Genomic DNA, 19,864 nt, shown 5'->3' on the forward strand with positions numbered 1-19,864 from the left:
ACCAACGCAAGATAATGACGCAACTCACCACTCACATCGGACGCACTGCTCGGCGACTCGCGATCCTCGCCGTCCCGCTGCTAGTTGCGGCGACTGGACCGGCTGTTGCCCACGGTAGTGGGAGCTACGGCGGCGGCATGATGGGGGGCGGCTGGGGCCTCTTCGGTGGAGCGATGGGGCTCTGGGGGTTCCTCTGGATGGGGCTCCTCATCGCCGTTCCGCTCTACATTGTCTATGCGCTCCTCAATCGAGGCTCCGGTGGGAACGAAGAGCAGTCGCTGTCGGTTCTCCGTGAGCGCTACGCCCGCGGAGAGCTCTCGGATGACGAATTCGATCGGCGGCGAGAACAGCTCGAACGCACCGGATGACTGGAGCAGCTGCTGTTCCAGCCGATACATCATATTCCCAACGGCCGCCGTTGCGGCACCCAACCGTTAACCCCGTAGACGGGGTATGATACTTCATGGAATACACAATACAGACTTCAGTCACCGGTGAGTTCGACGACGTCGTCGACACGACGATTGCGGCGCTCAAAGACGAAGGATTCGGCGTCCTCTGTGACATCGACGTCCAAGCGACGCTCGAGGAGAAACTCGGCGAGGAGTTTCGACAGTACTGCATCCTCGGTGCGTGCAACCCGGGGCTGGCACACGAGGGCCTGAACGAAGAGATCGAACTCGGCGCACTCCTCCCGTGTAACGTCATTGTCTACGAAACCGACGGCGGCGAGGTCATGGTGAGTGCCGTCGACCCACAACAGCTCGTCGGCATCGCCGACAACGAGGCACTCGACTCGATCGCGAACGAGGTCCACGACCGGTTCGAACGCGTTCTCGCCAGCGTCGCGGACGAACTCGAATCATCGACCGAGATCTGAACCATGACATCATCAAACCAACTCGACACCACAACCATCGTCCTCCTCATCCTCGGGGCGATCATCGTCCTCCCCTTGCTCACGATGGGGATGGGATTCGGCGGGATGATGGGATACGGTGGAATGATGGGTGGATACGGGACGACCAGCGGCTGGTGGCCACTCGTCGGGATGCTCGTCCAGCTGGTCTTCCTCCTCCTCCTGCTCGGTGGCGGATATCTCGTCTTCCGTCGCGTGACGGCATCGCAGTCGTCGCGGAATCCCGCAATGGAGGAGCTGCGTATGGCATACGCCCGCGGAGATCTCACCGAGGAAGAGTTCGAGGCGCGTCGGAACAAGCTCGAACGCTCGGAGTGACGGTCCGACCACCAACCTCCGGCGTTACTCACGTCCGGCCCCTTGGAATCCGAAATCTGTGACCCTCACAGCTTTCGGATGTGAATAGAAGTGTGCTAAAAGCATAAGACCATACTAGCTACTATGACGGAAGTTATCCTGTTCACACAGGAGACTTGTGGAGCGTGCGCAACGCAGCGAGAGAAAAACGAGGGTATCGAAGATGCGTATCCGGATGTCGAGTTCCGGGAGGTCGACATCCAGACCGATCTGGAGACGGCCGAGGAGTACGGTGTCCGAAAGACGCCAACGACGCTCGTGTATGCAAACGGGGAACAGACGGCCGAGTTCATCGGCATCGTCGACCGGGACGAATTGGAGGCTGCCATCGAGAGCGCCGGCCAGCAATCGCCCGGACTCACGAACCGGCTCGCCAGCATCATCCGTGGATAACAGAAGCCAACCAGCTACAATGACAGACTACAGTAGACGCCAGTTCCTGGGAGCGCTCGGTGCTGGCACAGTCGCGAGTGCGGGATTCACCCAACCAGTCGCCGCACAGGAGACGCCCGTCGTGAAGATGGGCAACAACTACTTCGACCCGATCGGGCTCCACGTCGAACCTGGCACGACCGTCCGCTTCGAGATAGCAGCCGGAGCTCACTCGGCGACGGCCTATCCGGACCGCGTTCCCGCCGACGCCACCGCCTTCGACAGCGGGACCATCTCGCAGGGGAGCTTCGAGCACACGTTCGAGGTGCCCGGAACGTACGACTACTACTGCATCCCTCACAAGACGGTCGGCATGGTCGGTCGCATCGTCGTTGGTAGCCCTGGCGGTCCAGCTGAAGACAGCCCGATCCCGGACGGCGAGGTCCCAGACAGCGAAACGATCGTCCAGAACGGCGCCGTTGCCGTCGGCTCGGACGTCGACGGCAGTGGGAGTACCGATGGCGGAATGATGGGTCCAGGGATGATGCACGGCCGGAACGGTGGATGGTTCGGTGGGCTGCCGTTCGTCGGCGGGGCACTCGGGATGCTGGGGCTGGTCGGCGGCTTCCTCTACTGGGCAATGGGTCGAGGCGATGCACCTCCAGAGAGTGACGATTCCGCTATGGAAACCCTCCAACGTCGTTACGCACGAGGCGAGATCGACGAAGAAGAGTTCCAGAAGCGTCGTGAACGGTTGGAGACTGGGAGTGAAGACCCATCTCGGTAAGGCGCGGTGTCGTCGCCATTTCTACACGCCTGAGGTCCCTCGCTCAGGAGTCCTTCGAAGACCTGTTCCTACGCCGCGGCACTTCTCCGCGGAACGTAAGCCGCACTCATCGGTGCCCAGAGAACGAGGGACACAGCAGCAACCAGAGTCCACCGAACCGTTTGCCCGATCAGACGGTCGTAGTGAAATCCGAGTCAAACTATCCAATTGAGCGAAGCTGGATATAGTGCTGTTTGGGTCTTCTCCCCTACAGTTACCGGAGTAAGTAGTCTACTGGCCTGATCTTACTTCTCCTGTGTAATTCGGTAGTAGACGCCGATTGTGAGGACAGCTACGAGGAGGAGGTATCCAGTAGCCCACACCAATGAGAGAGTCGTATCTACGTCCGTTGTGAGTCCGGTATCGACCATCACACGGACGGGCCAATAGCCGGGGAGTAGTTTCATCCACCATTCGGGCTCGGACTGGATGAACAGCGGATCCTGGAAGAGTCCGATATCGAGCATCGGGAGAATCAGCATTAGCCACATCCCGGCTAGGCGGTCGAAGACGGCCCCGACGAGCATCCCGATGAGACCATACGTGACCGAGACGACGAGCATCGCTGCGACGAACCACCAGAGATGCTCAGGCTGGAAATCGACGAGCATCACGCCGACTGAGACGCCGGTGACGATGAGAGTGATTGCTGCGAGGACCCCAAACCGGGCAGTGATTACCTGTCGTGCACGATAGCCGGCGACTGCCAGACGCCCATCCGTGTCTTTGGCTTCTCGCATCAGGAACAACCCAGCGAGTCCCGCGATGAGGGCGCTCGTAATCGGCGTCATAATCACGCCGTGGACCTCAGGCATCCCTCGCATGACCGTCACCGTCTCACCGTCGACGAGCGTCCGAACCGGCATCTCGACATCCTGGGTGACTGCGAACGCCAACGTGATGAACGAGACCGGTAAGACGACCAGTAGAGCGACGAGGACGTAGTTTCGCGCCTGTTCTTTGATGCCGATTGTGAACGCCGTTGTCGTACGACTCATGCAGACCACCCACCACTGGTGCGCATCGTCATTCCGAACACTGCGGTGACGAGTACGAGCAAGACTAGCAGGTATCCGGCAACGAAGCCGAGATCACCCGTCGTATATGTACCTTGAAACATCGCCTCCTGAAGGAGTTCCTTCGGATGATAGAGCGGGAAGTACTCCACGAACTCGGGAACGTCGGCGGTCAGCGGGCTGTCGCCACTGAGGAACGCGTCCATCATCGCCAGGAACACCACGACGAGCGAGCCTTCGAACAGTCGCGGAAGGAGCGCCCCAACGAGTGCACCAAGAAACGCATAGACGAGGCCGGCAAGTACGAGGAATCCGAACGTTAGAACAGGGGCTTCCGGTGAAATCGTCAGCCAGAGAACGCCGTAGTTTACGGCAGCCACGACGACTGTGACACCCCCGAGCGTCGCTAATCGAGTCGCAAGCAGTGTTCGGGGTGGATAGCCTGTCTGAACGAGTCGTCGATCGGCTGCCCGCGCACTAATCATCTGTGCGAGTCCCATCAGACCGGCGATGATGGCGACCCCGAATATCGCTCCGAGGAGGCGACCCAGATCGATCGGAATCGCATCGACCGTCGGCATGGTCGGCAGTCCTGCCATCGCTTGTCCCCAGCCTTCGATAACGACAACCGGAAGGAGGAGTGCTAGGACAACATTCAGGGGAGTTCTGAGGAAGGTGGAGACGTTCGGCCGGATCCCCGTCCAAACCCTATTCATCGGTCTCTTCCCCCCGTTCACTGGCCGTTGCATCAGTCTCGCCTTCCTGGTCAGTCACGTCGTAGACCTGTCCATCACGTACCTCGTAGATGCGGTCGAGACGACTTTGCTCTTCGATCAGGTGTGAAATCATCGTGACAGCTGTTCCGTCGGCAGCGAGTTCCTCAGCGAGATCCCAGAACGTTAGATACGTTTCCCAGTCAAATCCGGTGTAAGGCTCGTCCAGCATGAGGACGTCGGGGTCGTGCATCAGGGCGATACTGAGATTGATTTTCTGCCGGTTTCCACCGCTGAGTTGGTCGATTCGGTAGTCAAGGTACTGCTCGAAATCGAGTTTCGACGCCAAGTGGTGTTTGGCCTCGTCGATTTCTTCGGCGGTCATTCCGTATCCGGAACCGAACAATCGGAACGTCTCTCCGACCGTCAAGCGGTCGTAAAGCAGTGGTTCCTGTGGACACCAGCCAACGGTTCCCGTCCGTTCGACTGTTCCGGAATCCTGTTCGAGGACACCGACGAGGATGTTCATGAGCGTGGATTTGCCCGACCCGTTCGCGCCGACGATTCCGACGATTTCCCCCCTCCGAATTTCGAGATCGGCATCGGTGAGGACGGTCACTGACCGCGTAAATGGAAAACTCGATCCGTACGTTTTTTCAATCTCATTAGCACGGACGAGTACCTTGTTGCTTGTAGCTTCTCCTGTGGTGGTTGTGGACGCTTCCATAGGTGTATACACACGCTCCTAATTCACTGCGATTACTGTTTCAAATCCAAACTATTAGCAGCAAACTCGTGAGCAATCAGGGATTGAGTATACAGCTAATGCTAGACTCTAAGCATCAGATTTCTCTTGACTTTCTGTATACTGTTCCCTATACGTTGTTTCACAGTTCTCACTGCAAAACTGCTGGAGTGAACCACCGACACGGGTGGCTAGTCCGTCTTCACCGACAGTGGTTCCGCAATTTGCACATTTGAGTGCGGATTCAGTCCCCTCGGCATACGTTGAGTGAGCAGCGCTCGACAGCAGTTGGACGTCGTATCGCCGCACGTCAGTCAGTGGTAGATATTGCTGCGCCCAGTTTCCGACTATAGTCCGCGGCGGCGTCGCAACAGCCACGATTTCGCCCTCCACAGTTGTGAATACGTGTTCTACGGATGGGCTCTCGAGGATCGATTCTCGAAGAGAATCCGTCTTTCCGAGCTCAGGCTGGAGGCGTACCATGACGTGTACCCGGTTTTCGTACTGTGTGAGGTCGAGATCAACGGTGAATCGACGAATGACATCTTCTTGCTCCAGCTGACGGACGCGTGCTGAAACGGACGGGGCTGAAAGATTTACTGCCTCAGCAATAGTGCTGTATGGTCGTCTCGCGTTCTCCGCTAAAAGACGGAGGATTTCGCGATCCGTGTCGTCAAGTTCTGGTTGGGTCATCGAAAGGCGGAATGGGGGTGAGGGGATCGGGTGAATGGGGGGGGGTGTGGGGGGAGCTACGACGCAGGTGAGGGGTGTGACGGTTAGACGTAATTCTCCGGTGTCGAGGTGAATGTCTCCTTGCAGCCCTCGGCACAGAAGTAGTACGTCTGACCGTCGTACTCAGCTGTGGCCGCCGGATCACTTTCATCGACGTCCATTCCACAGACTGGATCAGTTGCCATTCGGTTTCACCCCACATCAATGGTACGAGGGCCTGAATCAAGCAATTTGTTCTTAGCAATCCAAAGTCGGGATACATAGCGATTTGCGCCGTGCTGCACGGTTTGGCTTTTCTGACTCCACAATCAACGGTTAGTACCTCACAATCCCGAACTATCGTTCGAGTATACCAACGGATTCCTATCTGTGTCCTATATAAATACTGGAGTCTGAACCAATTCTAAACCTATGGGTCACGATCCACCACACGACAATCACGAGCAGTGAAGACCCCACAGGTCCATCCAAATTCGTGGATGCTCAAGCGTCGACGTGACGATCCGATTCTTTCTTGCGCCGTGCAAGTAGCAGTCAAGTAGTCTCTAGTTCCGCAACGAAGATAACGTGTCGCAGGAACGGCAGCGCGTGGTGAGCCTTCCGTACCTGCTCAGTAATCGCTGGGGGATCGAGATCATACGCTCCTAACAGTCGTTCAATGAGAGCCCGGAGCGGGCTCGTGAGTAGCTGGAGGTACAGCGTCGTCCACTTTCGGAAGCGTCCGACGCTGTGTTTCGTGATATCTTCGACCGCTTTGAGCTCAAAGCTCGTCTCGTCGAGAGCAGCTTTGTATCCTTCAACAGTACCCAAGGACGGCATATCCCACGCATCCGCAAATGAATCGACCAATCTCCGTTCCGTTTCAGTCACGTCTGACTGCATCACGAGATCGGAGACTACGAGAACCCCCTCGGGTTCGAGGGTATCTGCGACTGTAGCGAAAACGCGATTCCGCTCGGGGAGGTATACGAGTGCGTCGATGGCTGTACACGCGGTAAACGAGTCCCTGGTAAACGGGAGTTGTGTCGCGTCACCGATGATGAACTCGGAATCGAGGTGCTTACCCCGTGCGTTCTCGGTTGCCATCTGGATGTTGTACGGAACGAGGTCGACACCAGTGACGTTGAAGCCGAACTGATAGGCGAGGTGGAGGGCTGGACCCCCCCGACCGCAGCCGACATCGAGGAGGCGCACTCCGTCGGTTGTGGGTAGATGCGACGCGACCCTTGAGCCGACTTCCGTGACGAGGCGACGTTGACTCGAACCGGCTATATGTGGCTGGTACCACTCCGAGTAGCCGAGATTGAGGAACTCGTCAGTATCGAACAGGAGGTCGAACGCCCGCCAGATATCGGCTCGCTCGCCGCGGTAAGAAAACTGGTCGGTGATTCGGTGGCGGAGAGTACTCTGATCCATCGGCCACCTACTCGAGTTCGGAAACCTCCGAATAGCAGTACTCGGATTCGTCGCAGTACGCGAGGTCGGCACACCCGCGAGGACGCTGGTAGTCGATTCCCTTGTGCCGCCGGAGATACGTCACGTAGCCGTCGTCCACGCGGTCTAGGATGTCATGACAAATCCACTTCTCCCCGAACCAAGTGGCGCCCAGATTTCGGTACGGACACAGGAAGATCGTCCGTTCGACCGAATCGATCTGTGGCGTCTCGACGATCCGGACACCGACAAGACGATACGCGATACGAAGACGGGTGACGACCGAGTCCGGCGTATTCGCGCCAAGGAAAAGTACGTACGCGAACACATACCCGAGGCCATGGAGGAGTCGTCGAATCATCGTTCAGGCTGTCGACTGCCGTCCCAAAGTATCTTGACCAGATGTTCTCTGTTCAGATCTCGGTGTACACGTCACCTGTCTTTCCGCCGCCGAGTTTGTAGACGGTGAATGTGTCGGACTTCGTCCCGCCCATCCCCGGCGATCCAGCCGGCATCCCGGGCAACGCGATGCCGTCAATCGCCGGCTCTTCCTCGAGCATCGTCGCGATAACCTCGGCAGGAACATGTCCTTCGACGACGTACTCGTCGAGGACGAGTGTGTGACAGCTCTGTAGATCCGATGGAATACCGTGTTGGCGCTTGAGATCCGTCACGTCCTCGGTTTCGGTTTCCCCGAGCGTCGTGTCGAGCTGTTCCCGCAGGTACGACGCATATTTTCCACAACAGCTACAGCCTGGTGAACTGTATTGTTGGGCGTTCGTCACCGCTAGCGTTCCCTCGATATCCCACTCATCCCCACTCGATGACCCCAAACAACCGGCGGTTCCGAGTGCGACTGTCGTCGCACCGACCCGTAGTAGTTCGCGACGAGTTACGGCCCGTTCCATATGCTCGTCACTTGGCTCGGAAGTATTCAATTGTACGTCGACCTTTCCTGTGTATTGAGAACGGATTCAAGCACGACGGGGAAGGTGACTTTCAGTTCTGAGGAGGAAACCCCAAAGGTCAGAGTCCCGTATTCGTCTCTATGTGGCGACCCTCATCGGTCGAGGGTGCTGCCGTGACGGTTTTCCGTCAACGAGCATATCGGCCTTAAATTGCGCCCAACATGACCCAGAGCATGACTCGTCGCACCGACTCCGACACTTCACTCCTCGAAACTGTGGGAAATACGCTCTCGTCGAACTGATGCGACTCCAAACGACGTCTCCACTCTTTTCGAAATAGACGTGCTATAGCGAGTTACTTGCGATAAAAGCCTCAAGTCACCACCCCAGAGACTGTTCTCCCGGTTTCGATTCTTAACAGAAAGCACGGTAAATCGTCGTTACGTATAGATATGTATGAACTCCCCCAGCCATCTAGAAGTTCGAGAAGGTGCGGACATCAACCTGTACAACCAGATCCTCATTCCACTCTACGGAGCTGATATAAGGGACTCAGTGGTCCAATATGGTCTATCACTTGCAGAAACGTATGATGCGGCTCTCCACGTGTTATATATTCAAGATGAGGAACGCACGGAGGTGGAATCCGATCAAGTCACTAAACAAGAGGAATGGGACGCAGCAGCGGTAATTGAACCCGTGGTGGATCAGGCCCACTCGCTCGGACTCAATGTGATACCAGCAGTGGATAGTGGGCACTCTCCAGGTGTTATTCGGGAATACGCTGAGGAGAATGATATCGATTTGCTTGTCCACCAGAAACCTACACAGACTAGATTAGCACGAATTCTCCGGAGAGACGTCTCCAGCCACATCATTCAAAATATCTCTCTTCCTGTCTTGACGATACCTGATATGGATCCCTCTGATCCGGTAGGAGAGTTATCTACTAGTCAGTTCACAGATATTCTCGTGCCTACGGATGGATACGACGAGGCATCTGTGGCCTTCAAACATGGGCTACAAATTGCTAAACGGTATGATGCAACCCTACATGGACTTTTTATCATTTCCGAACAGTCCTATTCGAGTCGGCCTGGATTCACGTGGGAAGAGGTCACTGACTCTTGGGAACAGCGGGGAACTCGGCTCTTGGAGGACATTACGGAGAAGGCAGCGACCTTGGACGTTCCTGTCCGAACTACGTTGAGCTTTGGTCAACCTCAGCAGGAGATTCTCAAATACACTGAGGTGACTGACATCGACCTTGTTACAATGGGGACACGAGGATTGACTGGCATTCGTCGGCTATTACAGGGAAGCGTCGCAGCTCAAGTGATCGAGGAAGCAGATTACCCCGTTCTAACGATTAACCGAAGGACAGCTGAATTGAAAAAACACCCGTACACCTTTCTTCGAAAGACAAACCAGAATCGGAAGTCAAGGCTATATTGAAATATTATTTGTAATATGCTAATTTCAGTCTTAAATTCGGAAATTCTAATTGCGTATTAATCCCCGTTTCTTCTACCAAACCAAAGAGTGTTAAGTTCGTTCTGCTGAATAAAGCGCGCGTACTGACCAGAAGGAAAACCAAGAAACGACAGGGCTACTCCTAAAAATCGTGTTTGTCTTCACGTTTAGGTGCATCAGATGGACGTTAGTGCGAGCAACGCGAAAAGTTAACTGGCAAATGGCTCCACGGACTGAGTTGTTGAACTAGTCGTCCATGCCGGATGGGGTTTGGCCCGTAGTCGATCCCGACGGTGCCGACCCTGCGGCAAACTTGTAAACGGCGACGAGTCCCCAAATCACCAAGCCGAGCAGGATGATGCCCGCCCTAATGTCGATGGGGACCACTGCAGCGTGTTCGATTGCTCCCTCGCTATCGACTGGGTGCCCGGCTCCCAGTAGCATGTCGAGCAGGCCGATCACGACGACGCCCAAGACAACCAGGCCACCGCCGACGTACATGGCGATTTGGTCTGCCGTTGATAAGTCACTCATTGGTAGTCACCCGAGGAGTTTCCGTAATCGCGTGTTCTCGAACAGTTCCATCTCACGCAGGCGGTTATCGACTGCCAGGACGCCGCCCGCTCCAAGTGCCACAATGGTTCCGAAGACCATGATCCCAAGGAGTTCACCCGTGACCATACCGTTGGCCCAGCCGCCACCGTAGCCGTTGATGAAGTAGAAGAACAGCATCATGAAGGCACCAAAGAAGGCGGCGGTCCTCGTGAGGACACCGAGTATCAGCCCGAGACCGATGGCGGTTTGCCCAAGCGGTACCGCCACGTTGACGAACGCCAACAGGATGCCGTCGCTGAACGGCGTGACGAAGGGGGCGAGAATCGTGCCCTGAGCGGCTCCGCCGACGAACCAGCTGGCGTCGAAGGGCCACGCCCAGATCTTATCAAGGCCGGCGTGGAGCATCCACCACCCGGCGGTCAGCCGGAGCAGCAGGATCCAATACGACAACCAGGCTCCTGAGACCGAGAACGACGTCTCAGTTCCGAGAAATCTCGTTCGAATGGATTGTGTTGACATGGCATACTTCACCTCACGACTGGGTTTATCAGAAGTGGTAAAAAGATTGGTGGTGGTTCGTGATCTCTAAGAGTCGGGGCTCATTGCAGGAACGCGGGTGTCAAAGGTGAGTTGGATGATCCTCAAGAAGGAATTCGGTCACCCTCAACGCACTGATTGTGTGCTGGGGCATGTAAGCAGGAGCACCGATGAATCTGAGCCCACCGATTTCTGGATTTCGGAAAATTCTGTTTGAGGGACTGAATTCATCTACTGATCTAATCCTTTGTACTTACCGATCCTCTCAGTAGCTAACAGATTCTGAGAATTTAACTCGAGTGGATATCAATCAATTAACTCCCACTGGTTAGTCATTCCTCCATAGACACGGTTTAAAACTCGTCGTCTCGAGAAAATACGGGCAAATAAAACAGGGTGGCGGAGGAGACGCAGTAGAACTGTACTCGGAGACCGGTCAACGTCTTCAATATCGATCCCGGCAGCGGCACGAATTGCTGCTCCCAGAACCTTGGGATTACGAGTTTCAAGAAAGTATCTCACAACTGTGGCGAAAATGTACTCCGTTTTCATCCTCTGATATAATCTATCAGGATAATTGTGTAATTGGCCTCTGTTAGCCAGCTCTGCGGCCAAGAATCCCGATTCAATGGCCTGTGAGATCCCCTTTCCGGTGAGTCGGTTTGCTATACCTGCAGCATCACCCACTCGTACGACTGAATGCTCCGGTAGATGGGTTCTGTCGGGATCAAGGCTTGGTCCCTCGGGAATGATTGCGACGTTCGTCCGTTCCTGCGACGGGACTGGCCACCCATTCCGCTCACAGGCTTCCCTCAATGCCTTCATATAATCATTAGGCCGGTCACTGACCGTCCAGCCGATACCAACGTTGGCTCGTTGCGATGTCTTCGGGAATGCCCACGAGTACCCTGTATAGTTCTCCAGAATTATCCGGCTGTTCGGGTACAACTCGGTGAAGTCCCCTTCGACATCACTGTTAAGCGCTACCATATATCCTGAATACTCGTTGGTTGTTCCGAGCGCTTTACTAGAGAGTGATGGCTGACCGGTTGCATCAACGACGAGATCATACTCATCGGTGAACTCGTGGAAATCTGTCCGTGTGATAGACTGGTTTTCGTGGATGTCAACACCCTTCTCTGAGAGTTGTTCTGCCCAGGACTGCTCAACGACATTTCGGTCCGTTATATATGTATCCGCAGCAGGAAAGGTGCCGGCTCCAGTGCGGTGGCGATCGGCGTCGATTCCGTCATACACCTCCACTTCCATCGCTGGCAGCGGGTTGAGAAAGCCGTTCTCTACAGTCGGTTCGAGTGGGATCTTCGATACCGCTGTCATCGCTTCTCCGCAATTAACGCCTTTGCTATCGTAGGACTGCCGCTCATATAGTTCGACGACGAATCCAGCGTCGTCGAATCCAGCAGCTGCTGCAAGCCCGGCCATCCCTCCACCTATTACCGCAATTTTGGACGTTCGAGTCATCGGTTTTTGCCAATCTTTGAGGCCATCGTTAAGCTCCCAACAGCATCCGAAGTGACCCACGAACGCCCATCGGGAGTCCGATCGCTCCGATGAAGAACGTCATAAGCCACCACCACGTGTGATTCATCTCCTCTTTCGCATCGGCGAGATACCACACGATGCCGACAGTCACGACGAGTTTCAGCACGAACGTCGATCCGGAGAATCCAGTCGCCTGGTACACGAGATTCGTCACGACCAGCTTTGGGGAGTAGCCGAGGAACGTCACACCGATGAGATTCTGCGCAGCGTCCCACAACTGGCCGAAAACGGCCAGCAGAATTAGCGGGTGTCGAAGGTGTGTGATATTGACGAAACTCGCGCCCCAGTAGTAGAGTGCGGTTACGCCGAGCGCTATCCCCGTCGTCGCGACAGGAACCCATAGGCGGAGTGGGGTCGATGTCGAGAGGCCGTGCCAAACAGCCCACCAGACGGCCCCGACAGCCCACACCGACCCGACGAGCCCGACTGTTAGCGGGATAGATCCGATATTTTGGTCACGCAAGAGTGCACCGACACCGAGCGCGAGGATGGTGACAGCGGTGACGACGATGTAAATCGATGGCGTGATGAACCACACCGCGTAGTCCCCGAGCAGCCCGAGATCCTCGAGGGCGCGCATCGCCCCACCTGCGATGATGATCGGAGCGAACCCGTAGGCCAGTCGTGCGTCGAACGTGACGTCGAGTTGGTCGAGATACGCACGTAGTCCGGGGAGGCTGTATACGACTGCCGCGAGGTAGATTACCGTGTTCACCGCGTTGTAGCCCTGGACAGCACGAACCCCCTCGTGCGTGACTGGCTGACCGGCCGCATCGGCGACGACTGGTCCCCAGAGATACTGCCAGATGAACCGGTCGTAGACCAACGTCGGAAACACGAGGATGCCCCCACCGAGGAGGACGAGCGGGGCCAGCAGGTACAGCGCCCACCACTCGCGTGAGCCGGTCTCCGGAAGGACAGTCTCGACGCGGCGGGTGACAGTACTCACGACCCGTTCACCTCCAATCGCCACGTCGTGCTTTTCGAGCGCCCCCACTGTTCGAGTGAAACGATTGTGAGTTCGTCCTGGAGCTGGCTGAGGTACTGCGCGACTGCCTTGGGAGATCCGTCGAGGTCGCTGGCAATCTCGCGAGCCCGGAGGTATGTCGGTTCGCTACTGGCTGTCTCGACGAGGTACCTTCGAACCGTGTGCCGGGAAATATTCGACATTGATCTAGAGGTGACGGTTAGCGAAGAAATCCGAAGAGCTTGTAGTCGTGATCGGGGGTGTACCGCCGGAACAGGAGACTGTTCGTCAGCACCGACACCGACGAGAACGCCATTGCTGCTGCAGCGAGCACGGGCTGGAGGAGGCCGAGCGACGCTAACGGAATCATCGCCGTGTTGTAACCGAGCGCCCACACGAGGTTCTGTTTGATCTTCTGGAGTGTCGCGTCTGAGATTCGGATCGCCTTTACCACGTCGAGCGGGTCGTCTCGCATCAGCGTGACGTCTGCAGCTTCGATGGCGACGTCGGTGCCGGAGCCGATTGCTGTCCCGACGTGTGCGACCGCGAGTGCCGGAGCGTCGTTGACGCCGTCACCGACCATCATCGCCTGCCGGCCCTCGTCTTGAATACTGTCGACCGCGTTGGACTTGTCCTCAGGAAGGACTCCTGCGCGGACGTTCTTCGGGTCGATACCCACCTGTTTAGCGACCGCACGGGCAGTTCGCTCGTTGTCGCCCGTAATCATCATCACGTCAACTCCCCGCTCCTGGAGTGCTGTGACAGCCTGCTTGGAGCTTTCCTTCACTGTGTCGGCGTCGGCGACCACACCCACGAGCTCCCCCTCGTAGGCGACCAGCATCGCCGTCTTCCCCTCGTTCTCGAGGCGTTCCATCGTCTCCTCAGCGGGAGAGGGGTCGATCCCGTTGTCCCGCAGCAGCTTGCGGTTGCCGACCAGCACCTCGCTGTCACCAATGACTGCTTTGATCCCGTGGCCCGGAACGTTCTCGAAGTCGTCAGGCTCAGTCACGTCCAGGCCGCGTTCTTCGGCCCCTTCGACGATTGCACGGGCGAGCGGGTGTTCGCTGCCGCTTTCAGCTATCGCCGCCAGTCGAAGCACATCATCCTCTGAGAGGCGCTCACGGGTGCTGAGCTGTCCACCATCTGGGGTCGGCTCGCCACCGTCAGTCACCACATTTCCATCGCTATCAAAGACGACCACGTCGGTGAGTTCCATTTCCCCTTCGGTGAGTGTGCCCGTCTTGTCGAAGACGACTGTATCGACGTCTTTCGCTCGTTCGAGGATGTCACCGCCCTTGAACAGGACGCCGTTCTGGGCACCAATCGTCGTCCCGACCATCGTCGCTGCGGGCGTCGCCAGCCCCAGCGCACAGGGACAGGCGATGAGGATCGAGGACGCGAAGACAATTATCGCGAACTCGAAGACTGAAACGGTCCCACCGACCGGGGCCGGGCCGCCAGCAACCTGACCCCACAGCGGGAGCCAGTCGACGAAGCCAGCGAGAGCCTCGGGGAACAGGAACCAGACGACACCCCAGAGAAGGGCGTTCGCGATGACCGCAGGCACGAAGTACGCGGAGATGCGGTCGGCGAGATTCTGGATGTCGGGCTGGCGCGACTGGGCCTCCTTGACTGTCTGGACGATCTGTTGGAGGGCCGTGTCTTCTCCAACCTTCGTCGCCTCCACGACAAGGACGCCGTTCTCGTTAATCGTCGAGCCGACGACCTCATCGCCCTCCTCTTTCTCGACAGGCACAGATTCGCCAGTGACCATTGACTCGTCGACGGCAGACTGACCGTCGACAACGACACCGTCTGTGGGAATCTTCTCACCTGGACGGATTTTCATCCGGTCACCAGTTGTGACCTCTTCAAGCGGAACTTCTTCTTCACTGCCGTCCTCGCGGACAATGGTCGCCGTTTCGGCTTCCATTTCGAGGAGCTTTCGGAGGGCCTCACCCGCTTGGCCCTTCGACCGAGCTTCGAGATAGTTACCCAACGTGATGAACACGAGGATGAGGGCTGCCGTGTCGAAATAAAGTCCACCTGCAATGAGTTCAGCAAGGACTGCCACAGAGTATAGATAGGCCGTTGTTGAACCGATCGCAATCAGCACGTCCATATTGGCGCGGCCGTTCTTCACGATCGCCTTGTACGAGTTCTTATAGAACGGCCAGCCGAGGATCGCCTGTACCGGCGTGGCGAGGAGGAACTCAACCCAGCCAAGTTCCACACCGAAGACGGCTTCAGGGACGATCGCGCCACCGAGCAGATAATTGTCGATGAGGAAGAAGAGCAACGGTGCCGATAACACTGCCCCAAAGAGGGTCAACCTGAGTTGTTTCCGAGTTTCGGCTTGACGGGCGGCATCTCGTGCGTCCTGGCCCGACTCTTCGTCGGCACCATCTTCGCGGACGGGCGAGTAGCCAGCCTCCTCGATAGCATCGTACAGCGCACCAATAGATACTTCCGCAGGATTGTAGGTGACCTGTGCTTCGTCGGTTGCGTAATTGACCTCCGCATTAACGACGCCCGGAATATTTTCAAGAGCGGTTTGGTTGGTCTCGGCGCAGTTGGCACAGGTCATATCGGAGATGGCAATCGTTACCGTCTCAGAGACTGCGCCGTACCCGGCCTCGTCGATCGCGTCGTAGATTTCTTTGAGCGATACCTCTTCAGGGTCGTAGGTGACGGAGCCCTCGTCGGTGGCGAAGTTCGCATCCGCCTCCGATACCCCGTCGAGCGATTCGAGAGTGTCCTGGATCGTCGCCGAACAGTTGGCGCAGGACATTCCCGTGATATCAAGATGGATTGTTTGGCTTGTCATGCTTGTTCTACTATACGGGGTCTAGGTTTAGGCGATTTACTGCTTCGAGAGGCGGGGTTTCGACTGCAGGAAAATTTGGATTCCAAAGACAGCGTTACGCTCCCTCTTCGAGTCGCTGATACCGATCGTCGAACCGTGTGAGACAGGACGGACAACAGAAGTGATAGATCTCTCCGTCGATTCTCGTCGTTTCACCTTGATTATCAACGGTATTGTTACATTCAGCACAGGTGAGTGCAAATTCGACGCCATCAACGGACGGCGTCCATTCAAGCTCGTCAATTAGCGTGACGGTGTAATCTGCTACATCGATCTCGTTAAAGAGTCCATCTACCCACTGACGTACGTTCTGGGCTTCAACACGGGCATAGAACCAAAGATCTCCTTCGGAGGTCGTGAAGACGTGTTCAACGCCATCTGACTCTCGAGCCCGCTCGCGGGCGGCCTCCAACGACGCTGAGCCGATTTCGGCCTGAATAAATACCGGTACACCAGCTCGGAGATGAGCCCGGTTGACGTCAATCGTGAAGTTGTTAATGATGCCAGCTTCCTGTAATCGCTTTACCCGGTCAGACACGGCTGGCCCCGACAAGTCGACCTCCTCGCCAATATCGCTGAACGGGCGGCGGGCGTCATCAGCGAGTAACGAGAGGATTTCTAAGTCGGTTTCATCCAAATTGCGCATACGACCGCTTCGTCTCGCAGGATACATTATTGTTGCCCACAACACACCTTCGAAATCGGTGATCCAGGGCTGCGACAACATTGGATTCTAAGCAGAAAACCACATAGAATACTCGCCCCTATCTACGAATGGATATGACTCAGACAATCACCGTCGAAGGAATGACCTGTGAACATTGCGAGCAGACCGTCGAAGAGGCACTCGAAGAAGTTGAGGGGGTTACGTCTGCTACTGCGGATCGTGACTCAGAATCCGCGACGGTCGAGGGGTCCGCTGAACGGGATGAGCTTGTGACTGTGGTCGAAGACGCTGGATACGATGCCTCTGCGTAACAAATCCCGATTCTCGTCGAATCGGATTCGGAGAGGGATTGATACGACTGCCAATCCCAGGTGTAGATACTATGACTGATACACTTCCGTTCGATGCCGTCCGCGAGCTCGACGTCGACGGGACGACGTACAAGATGGCCGATCTTCGAGCACTCGAAGAGCAGGGGCTCTGTGACCTCGACACGCTCCCTGTGAGCATCCGTATTCTGCTTGAGTCGGTGCTCCGGAACGCCGACGGCGAAACTGTTACTGCAGCGGATGTCAAGAATGCTGCTGGCTGGAAGCCAGACGTACCGGACGCAGAGGTTCCGTTCTCTCCATCACGAGTCGTCCTACAGGATCTCACTGGCGTGCCCGCAGTTGTCGACCTGGCGGCCCTTCGATCCGAAGTCGACCGCAAAGATCGGGACCCGACCCTGGTCGAACCAGAGATCCCTATTGATCTCGTAATCGACCACAGCGTCCAAGTCGACTACTTCGACTCCGAGGACGCCTACGAGAAGAACGTCGAACTGGAGTACGAGCGCAACGCCGAACGGTATCGCGCGATCAAGTGGGCGCAGAACGCCTTCGAGAACTTCAACGTCGTCCCGCCGGGGACCGGCATCGTCCACCAGGTGAATCTCGAGCATCTGGGCCGGGTCATCCACGCCCGCGAGCGAGACGGTGAGAAATGGCTCCTGCCGGACACACTCGTCGGCACGGACAGCCACACCCCAATGATCGGTGGCATCGGTGTGGTCGGCTGGGGCGTCGGCGGCATTGAAGCGGAAGCGGCAATGCTCGGTCAGCCGGTCACGATGAAACTTCCCGAGGTCGTCGGCGTCCGCCTCGAAGGCGAATTACCCGAGGGCGCGACGGCGACGGATCTCGTGCTCCACATCACCGAACGGCTCCGCGAGGTCGGCGTCGTCGACCGGTTCGTCGAATTCTTCGGTCCTGGTGTGGAGAATCTCACAGTCCCCGACCGGGCCACGATCGCCAATATGGCGCCCGAACAGGGCTCGACGATCAGTATGTTCCCGGTCGACGAGCAGACGCTCGAGTATCTCGAACTCACCGGGCGTGACCCCGCCCACATCGACCTTGTTCGCGAGTACCTCGAAGCGCAAGGGCTATTCGGAGAACAGGAACCGGAATACACCGAGGTGGTCGAGTTCGATCTTTCGACTGTTGAGCCGAGTCTCGCCGGACACAAGCGGCCACAGGACCGGATTCCGATGGGGGACGTGAAACAGAGCTTCCGGGGACTTCTCCACGGGGAGTTCGAAGACGACCTCGATGATGTCGACGAAGACGCCCTACAGCGGTGGCTCGGCGAAGGTGATGCAGCTGGTGCGGAGACCGACGGCGGTGTTCAGGTCGAACCCGAATCGGAACTGCACCCGTTAACCAAACGCGTTGAGGTCGACCTCGACGGTGAGACAGTGGAAATTGGACACGGAGACGTCCTCGTCAGCGCCATCACGAGCTGTACGAACACTTCGAACCCGTCGGTGATGATCGCTGCTGGTCTGCTTGCCCAGAACGCCGTCGAGAAAGGTTTAGATGTCCCGCCGTACGTCAAGACGAGTCTCGCACCCGGCAGTCGCGTCGTCACGCAGTACCTCGAGGAATCGGGCCTGCTTCCGTATCTCGAAGAGCTCGGGTACGCGGTCGTCGGCTACGGCTGTACCACTTGTATCGGGAACGCCGGACCACTTCCCGATCCCATCGAGCAAGCGATCGACGACCACGACCTCTGGACGACGAGCGTCCTCTCCGGAAATCGGAACTTCGAGGCGCGTATTCACCCGAAGATCCGCGCGAACTACCTCGCGAGCCCGCCGCTCGTCGTCGCCTACGGCCTCGCAGGGCGGATGGACGTCGACCTCGAGAACGAGCCGCTAGGCACCGACGAGGAGGGGGGATCGGTGTATCTGGCGGACATCTGGCCCGACGCAGCGGACGTGCAGGCAGCAATCCACGAGAACGTCTCTCCTGAGATGTTCGAGGAGAAGTATGCCTCTGTGTTCGAGGGTGACGAGCGGTGGGCTGCTCTCGACGCGCCCACAGGTGACGTCTACGAGTGGGACGACGACTCGACATACATCCGAGAGCCGCCGTTCTTCCAGGACTTCCCCCTCGAAAAACCCGGCGTCGCCGATATTGAGGATGCACGCTGCCTGCTGACACTCGGCGATACCGTTACGACCGACCACATCAGCCCTGCTGGCCCCTTCGGATCTGACCTCCCTGCCGGCCAGTGGTTGCTCGATAACGGCGTTGAGCCGCACGAGTTCAACACCTACGGCGCGCGCCGGGGCAACCACGAGGTGATGATGCGGGGAACGTTCGCCAATGTCCGCATCGAGAACGAGATGCTCGACGATGTCGAGGGTGGCTATACGATCCACCACCCAACCGACGAGCAGACGACCGTGTTCGAAGCCAGCCAGCGCTACCGCGAGGAGGGAGTCCCGCTCGTCGTGATGGCAGGCGAAGAGTTCGGTACCGGCTCCAGCCGGGACTGGGCGGCGAAAGGAACGGACCTACTCGGTGTTCGCGCAACCATCGCCGAGAGTTACGAGCGCATCTACCGCGACAACCTCGTCGGCATGGGTGTGCTCCCCCTGCAGTTCGATGATGGCGACTCGTGGGAATCTCTCGGTCTGGATGGGTCTGAGATCTTCACGATCCACGGCCTCGATGACGGGCTCGATGTGATGGACGAACTGACCGTTATCGCCGAGCGCGCGGACGGGTCGACTGTCGAGTTCCCGGTCACAGCACAGGTCGGCACGCCGGCCGCCGTGACCTATATCGAACACGGCGGCATCCTCCACTACGTCCTTAGACGGCTCCTCATGCGATAATCTCTCTCAACTGACTCTATTTCTGGAAGCACAAGCAACACGAAAAAC

23 protein-coding genes are annotated in these 19,864 nt (G+C 57.2%); 8 read left to right on the top strand and 15 right to left on the bottom strand.

Annotation, left to right across the window (positions count from 1 at the left end; all coding sequences use genetic code 11):
- Positions 1–14 precede the first annotated feature (14 nt).
- The 5 genes from Harman_RS17570 (at position 15) to Harman_RS17590 (ending at position 2,435) form a co-directional block, all read left to right on the top strand.
- Positions 15–368: an SHOCT domain-containing protein gene (locus Harman_RS17570; RefSeq protein ID WP_004594617.1), complete on the top strand. Its 354-nt coding sequence runs from the start codon at positions 15–17 to the stop codon at positions 366–368.
- A gap of 95 nt (positions 369–463) precedes the next feature.
- The gene (locus Harman_RS17575) at positions 464–880 is read left to right on the top strand and encodes a DUF302 domain-containing protein (protein WP_004594616.1); all 417 of its coding nucleotides are present in this window, start codon (positions 464–466) and stop codon (positions 878–880) included.
- 3 nt (positions 881–883) lie between these two features.
- Positions 884–1,237 (top strand): SHOCT domain-containing protein, encoded by a 354-nt coding sequence (locus Harman_RS17580; protein ID WP_004594615.1) that lies wholly within the window; start codon positions 884–886, stop codon positions 1,235–1,237.
- 123 nt (positions 1,238–1,360) lie between these two features.
- Complete coding sequence (locus Harman_RS17585) at positions 1,361–1,669, top strand: thioredoxin family protein (protein ID WP_004594614.1); 309 nt, start codon at positions 1,361–1,363, stop codon at positions 1,667–1,669.
- Between the two features lie 19 nt (positions 1,670–1,688).
- Positions 1,689–2,435, top strand: a complete 747-nt coding sequence (locus tag Harman_RS17590) for a plastocyanin/azurin family copper-binding protein (protein WP_004594613.1) — start codon at positions 1,689–1,691, stop codon at positions 2,433–2,435.
- A 284-nt stretch (positions 2,436–2,719) separates the two neighbouring features.
- On the opposite strand, the gene Harman_RS17595 is transcribed toward Harman_RS17590, so the two are convergent.
- From Harman_RS17595 to Harman_RS17630, 8 genes are all read right to left on the bottom strand, one after another.
- A complete protein-coding gene (locus tag Harman_RS17595) occupies positions 2,720–3,472 on the bottom strand; it encodes an ABC transporter permease (protein ID WP_004594612.1) in 753 nt (250 codons plus the stop codon).
- Entirely contained in the window at positions 3,469–4,089 is a 621-nt protein-coding gene (locus Harman_RS17600) for an ABC transporter permease (RefSeq protein WP_235007250.1), read from the bottom strand. Before Harman_RS17600 ends, Harman_RS17595 begins: the two co-directional genes overlap by 4 nt.
- 109 nt (positions 4,090–4,198) lie before the next feature.
- Positions 4,199–4,822 carry an ABC transporter ATP-binding protein gene (locus Harman_RS17605; RefSeq protein ID WP_137685071.1) on the bottom strand — a complete coding sequence of 208 codons (624 nt, stop codon included), beginning with the start codon at positions 4,820–4,822 and terminating at the stop codon, positions 4,199–4,201.
- Positions 4,823–5,038: 216 nt separating this feature from the next.
- Positions 5,039–5,641, bottom strand: coding sequence for an AsnC family transcriptional regulator (locus Harman_RS17610; protein WP_137685072.1), 603 nt, complete (start codon positions 5,639–5,641; stop codon positions 5,039–5,041).
- 83 nt (positions 5,642–5,724) lie between these two features.
- A complete protein-coding gene (locus Harman_RS17615) occupies positions 5,725–5,865 on the bottom strand; it encodes a YHS domain-containing protein (RefSeq protein WP_137685073.1) in 141 nt (46 codons plus the stop codon).
- Positions 5,866–6,214: 349 nt separating this feature from the next.
- Positions 6,215–7,096, bottom strand: coding sequence for a class I SAM-dependent methyltransferase (locus tag Harman_RS17620; protein ID WP_004594607.1), 882 nt, complete (start codon positions 7,094–7,096; stop codon positions 6,215–6,217).
- Between the two features lie 7 nt (positions 7,097–7,103).
- Positions 7,104–7,475, bottom strand: a complete 372-nt coding sequence (locus Harman_RS17625; RefSeq protein ID WP_135306274.1) for a hypothetical protein — start codon at positions 7,473–7,475, stop codon at positions 7,104–7,106.
- A 52-nt stretch (positions 7,476–7,527) separates the two neighbouring features.
- On the bottom strand, positions 7,528–8,022 hold the full coding sequence (locus tag Harman_RS17630; protein WP_004594605.1) for a DUF411 domain-containing protein: 495 nt from the start codon (positions 8,020–8,022) through the stop codon (positions 7,528–7,530).
- Positions 8,023–8,478: 456 nt separating this feature from the next.
- Between Harman_RS17630 and Harman_RS17635 the strand changes: the two genes are divergently transcribed.
- A complete protein-coding gene (locus Harman_RS17635) occupies positions 8,479–9,477 on the top strand; it encodes a universal stress protein (protein WP_004594604.1) in 999 nt (332 codons plus the stop codon).
- 264 nt (positions 9,478–9,741) lie between these two features.
- Here the strand turns inward: Harman_RS17635 and Harman_RS17640 are convergent, their stop codons facing one another.
- The 7 genes from Harman_RS17640 to Harman_RS17670 all read right to left on the bottom strand — a co-directional run bounded on the left by Harman_RS17640 (position 9,742) and on the right by Harman_RS17670 (position 16,629).
- Positions 9,742–10,029, bottom strand: coding sequence for a hypothetical protein (locus tag Harman_RS17640; RefSeq protein WP_004594603.1), 288 nt, complete (start codon positions 10,027–10,029; stop codon positions 9,742–9,744).
- Positions 10,030–10,035: 6 nt separating this feature from the next.
- Positions 10,036–10,500: a DoxX family protein gene (locus Harman_RS17645; protein ID WP_225935281.1), complete on the bottom strand. Its 465-nt coding sequence runs from the start codon at positions 10,498–10,500 to the stop codon at positions 10,036–10,038.
- A gap of 393 nt (positions 10,501–10,893) precedes the next feature.
- A complete protein-coding gene (locus Harman_RS17650) occupies positions 10,894–12,030 on the bottom strand; it encodes an NAD(P)/FAD-dependent oxidoreductase (protein ID WP_235007251.1) in 1,137 nt (378 codons plus the stop codon).
- A gap of 67 nt (positions 12,031–12,097) precedes the next feature.
- Positions 12,098–13,099: a DUF63 family protein gene (locus Harman_RS17655; protein WP_004594600.1), complete on the bottom strand. Its 1,002-nt coding sequence runs from the start codon at positions 13,097–13,099 to the stop codon at positions 12,098–12,100.
- Positions 13,096–13,320, bottom strand: coding sequence for a DUF7123 family protein (locus Harman_RS17660; RefSeq protein ID WP_004594599.1), 225 nt, complete (start codon positions 13,318–13,320; stop codon positions 13,096–13,098). The genes Harman_RS17655 and Harman_RS17660 overlap by 4 nt, the downstream gene beginning before the upstream one ends.
- A 17-nt stretch (positions 13,321–13,337) precedes the next feature.
- Complete coding sequence (locus Harman_RS17665) at positions 13,338–15,944, bottom strand: heavy metal translocating P-type ATPase (protein WP_004594598.1); 2,607 nt, start codon at positions 15,942–15,944, stop codon at positions 13,338–13,340.
- Between the two features lie 94 nt (positions 15,945–16,038).
- Positions 16,039–16,629, bottom strand: coding sequence for an AsnC family transcriptional regulator (locus Harman_RS17670; protein ID WP_049986206.1), 591 nt, complete (start codon positions 16,627–16,629; stop codon positions 16,039–16,041).
- Between the two features lie 134 nt (positions 16,630–16,763).
- Here Harman_RS17670 and Harman_RS17675 point away from each other — a divergent pair, with 134 nt between their 5' ends.
- Together Harman_RS17675 and acnA are read left to right on the top strand one after the other, a co-directional pair.
- Complete coding sequence (locus Harman_RS17675; RefSeq protein ID WP_049938510.1) at positions 16,764–16,961, top strand: heavy-metal-associated domain-containing protein; 198 nt, start codon at positions 16,764–16,766, stop codon at positions 16,959–16,961.
- 71 nt (positions 16,962–17,032) lie between these two features.
- The gene (gene acnA, locus Harman_RS17680) at positions 17,033–19,816 is read left to right on the top strand and encodes an aconitate hydratase AcnA (RefSeq protein WP_135806943.1); all 2,784 of its coding nucleotides are present in this window, start codon (positions 17,033–17,035) and stop codon (positions 19,814–19,816) included.
- Positions 19,817–19,864 lie beyond the last annotated feature (48 nt).

It is taken from the genome of Haloarcula mannanilytica, assembly GCF_005406125.1.
In the GTDB taxonomy this organism is placed as follows: domain Archaea; phylum Halobacteriota; class Halobacteria; order Halobacteriales; family Haloarculaceae; genus Haloarcula; species Haloarcula mannanilytica.

Excerpts from the sequence above, each read along its gene's own strand:
- Harman_RS17570 (WP_004594617.1), top strand. The coding sequence starts at position 15 with ATGACGCAACTCACCACTCACATCGGACGCACTGCTCGGCGACTCGCG.
- Harman_RS17575 (WP_004594616.1), top strand. The coding sequence starts at position 464 with ATGGAATACACAATACAGACTTCAGTCACCGGTGAGTTCGACGACGTC.
- Harman_RS17580 (WP_004594615.1), top strand. The coding sequence starts at position 884 with ATGACATCATCAAACCAACTCGACACCACAACCATCGTCCTCCTCATC.
- Harman_RS17585 (WP_004594614.1), top strand. The coding sequence starts at position 1,361 with ATGACGGAAGTTATCCTGTTCACACAGGAGACTTGTGGAGCGTGCGCA.
- Harman_RS17590 (WP_004594613.1), top strand. The coding sequence starts at position 1,689 with ATGACAGACTACAGTAGACGCCAGTTCCTGGGAGCGCTCGGTGCTGGC.
- Harman_RS17595 (WP_004594612.1), bottom strand. The coding sequence starts at position 3,472 with ATGAGTCGTACGACAACGGCGTTCACAATCGGCATCAAAGAACAGGCG.
- Harman_RS17600 (WP_235007250.1), bottom strand. The coding sequence starts at position 4,089 with ATGGCAGGACTGCCGACCATGCCGACGGTCGATGCGATTCCGATCGAT.
- Harman_RS17610 (WP_137685072.1), bottom strand. The coding sequence starts at position 5,641 with ATGACCCAACCAGAACTTGACGACACGGATCGCGAAATCCTCCGTCTT.
- Harman_RS17615 (WP_137685073.1), bottom strand. The coding sequence starts at position 5,865 with ATGGCAACTGATCCAGTCTGTGGAATGGACGTCGATGAAAGTGATCCG.
- Harman_RS17620 (WP_004594607.1), bottom strand. The coding sequence starts at position 7,096 with ATGGATCAGAGTACTCTCCGCCACCGAATCACCGACCAGTTTTCTTAC.
- Harman_RS17625 (WP_135306274.1), bottom strand. The coding sequence starts at position 7,475 with ATGATTCGACGACTCCTCCATGGCCTCGGGTATGTGTTCGCGTACGTA.
- Harman_RS17630 (WP_004594605.1), bottom strand. The coding sequence starts at position 8,022 with ATGGAACGGGCCGTAACTCGTCGCGAACTACTACGGGTCGGTGCGACG.
- Harman_RS17635 (WP_004594604.1), top strand. The coding sequence starts at position 8,479 with ATGAACTCCCCCAGCCATCTAGAAGTTCGAGAAGGTGCGGACATCAAC.
- Harman_RS17640 (WP_004594603.1), bottom strand. The coding sequence starts at position 10,029 with ATGAGTGACTTATCAACGGCAGACCAAATCGCCATGTACGTCGGCGGT.
- Harman_RS17650 (WP_235007251.1), bottom strand. The coding sequence starts at position 12,030 with ATGGCCGGGCTTGCAGCAGCTGCTGGATTCGACGACGCTGGATTCGTC.
- Harman_RS17660 (WP_004594599.1), bottom strand. The coding sequence starts at position 13,320 with ATGTCGAATATTTCCCGGCACACGGTTCGAAGGTACCTCGTCGAGACA.
- Harman_RS17665 (WP_004594598.1), bottom strand. The coding sequence starts at position 15,944 with ATGACAAGCCAAACAATCCATCTTGATATCACGGGAATGTCCTGCGCC.
- Harman_RS17670 (WP_049986206.1), bottom strand. The coding sequence starts at position 16,629 with ATGCGCAATTTGGATGAAACCGACTTAGAAATCCTCTCGTTACTCGCT.
- Harman_RS17675 (WP_049938510.1), top strand. The coding sequence starts at position 16,764 with ATGACTCAGACAATCACCGTCGAAGGAATGACCTGTGAACATTGCGAG.
- acnA (WP_135806943.1), top strand. The coding sequence starts at position 17,033 with ATGACTGATACACTTCCGTTCGATGCCGTCCGCGAGCTCGACGTCGAC.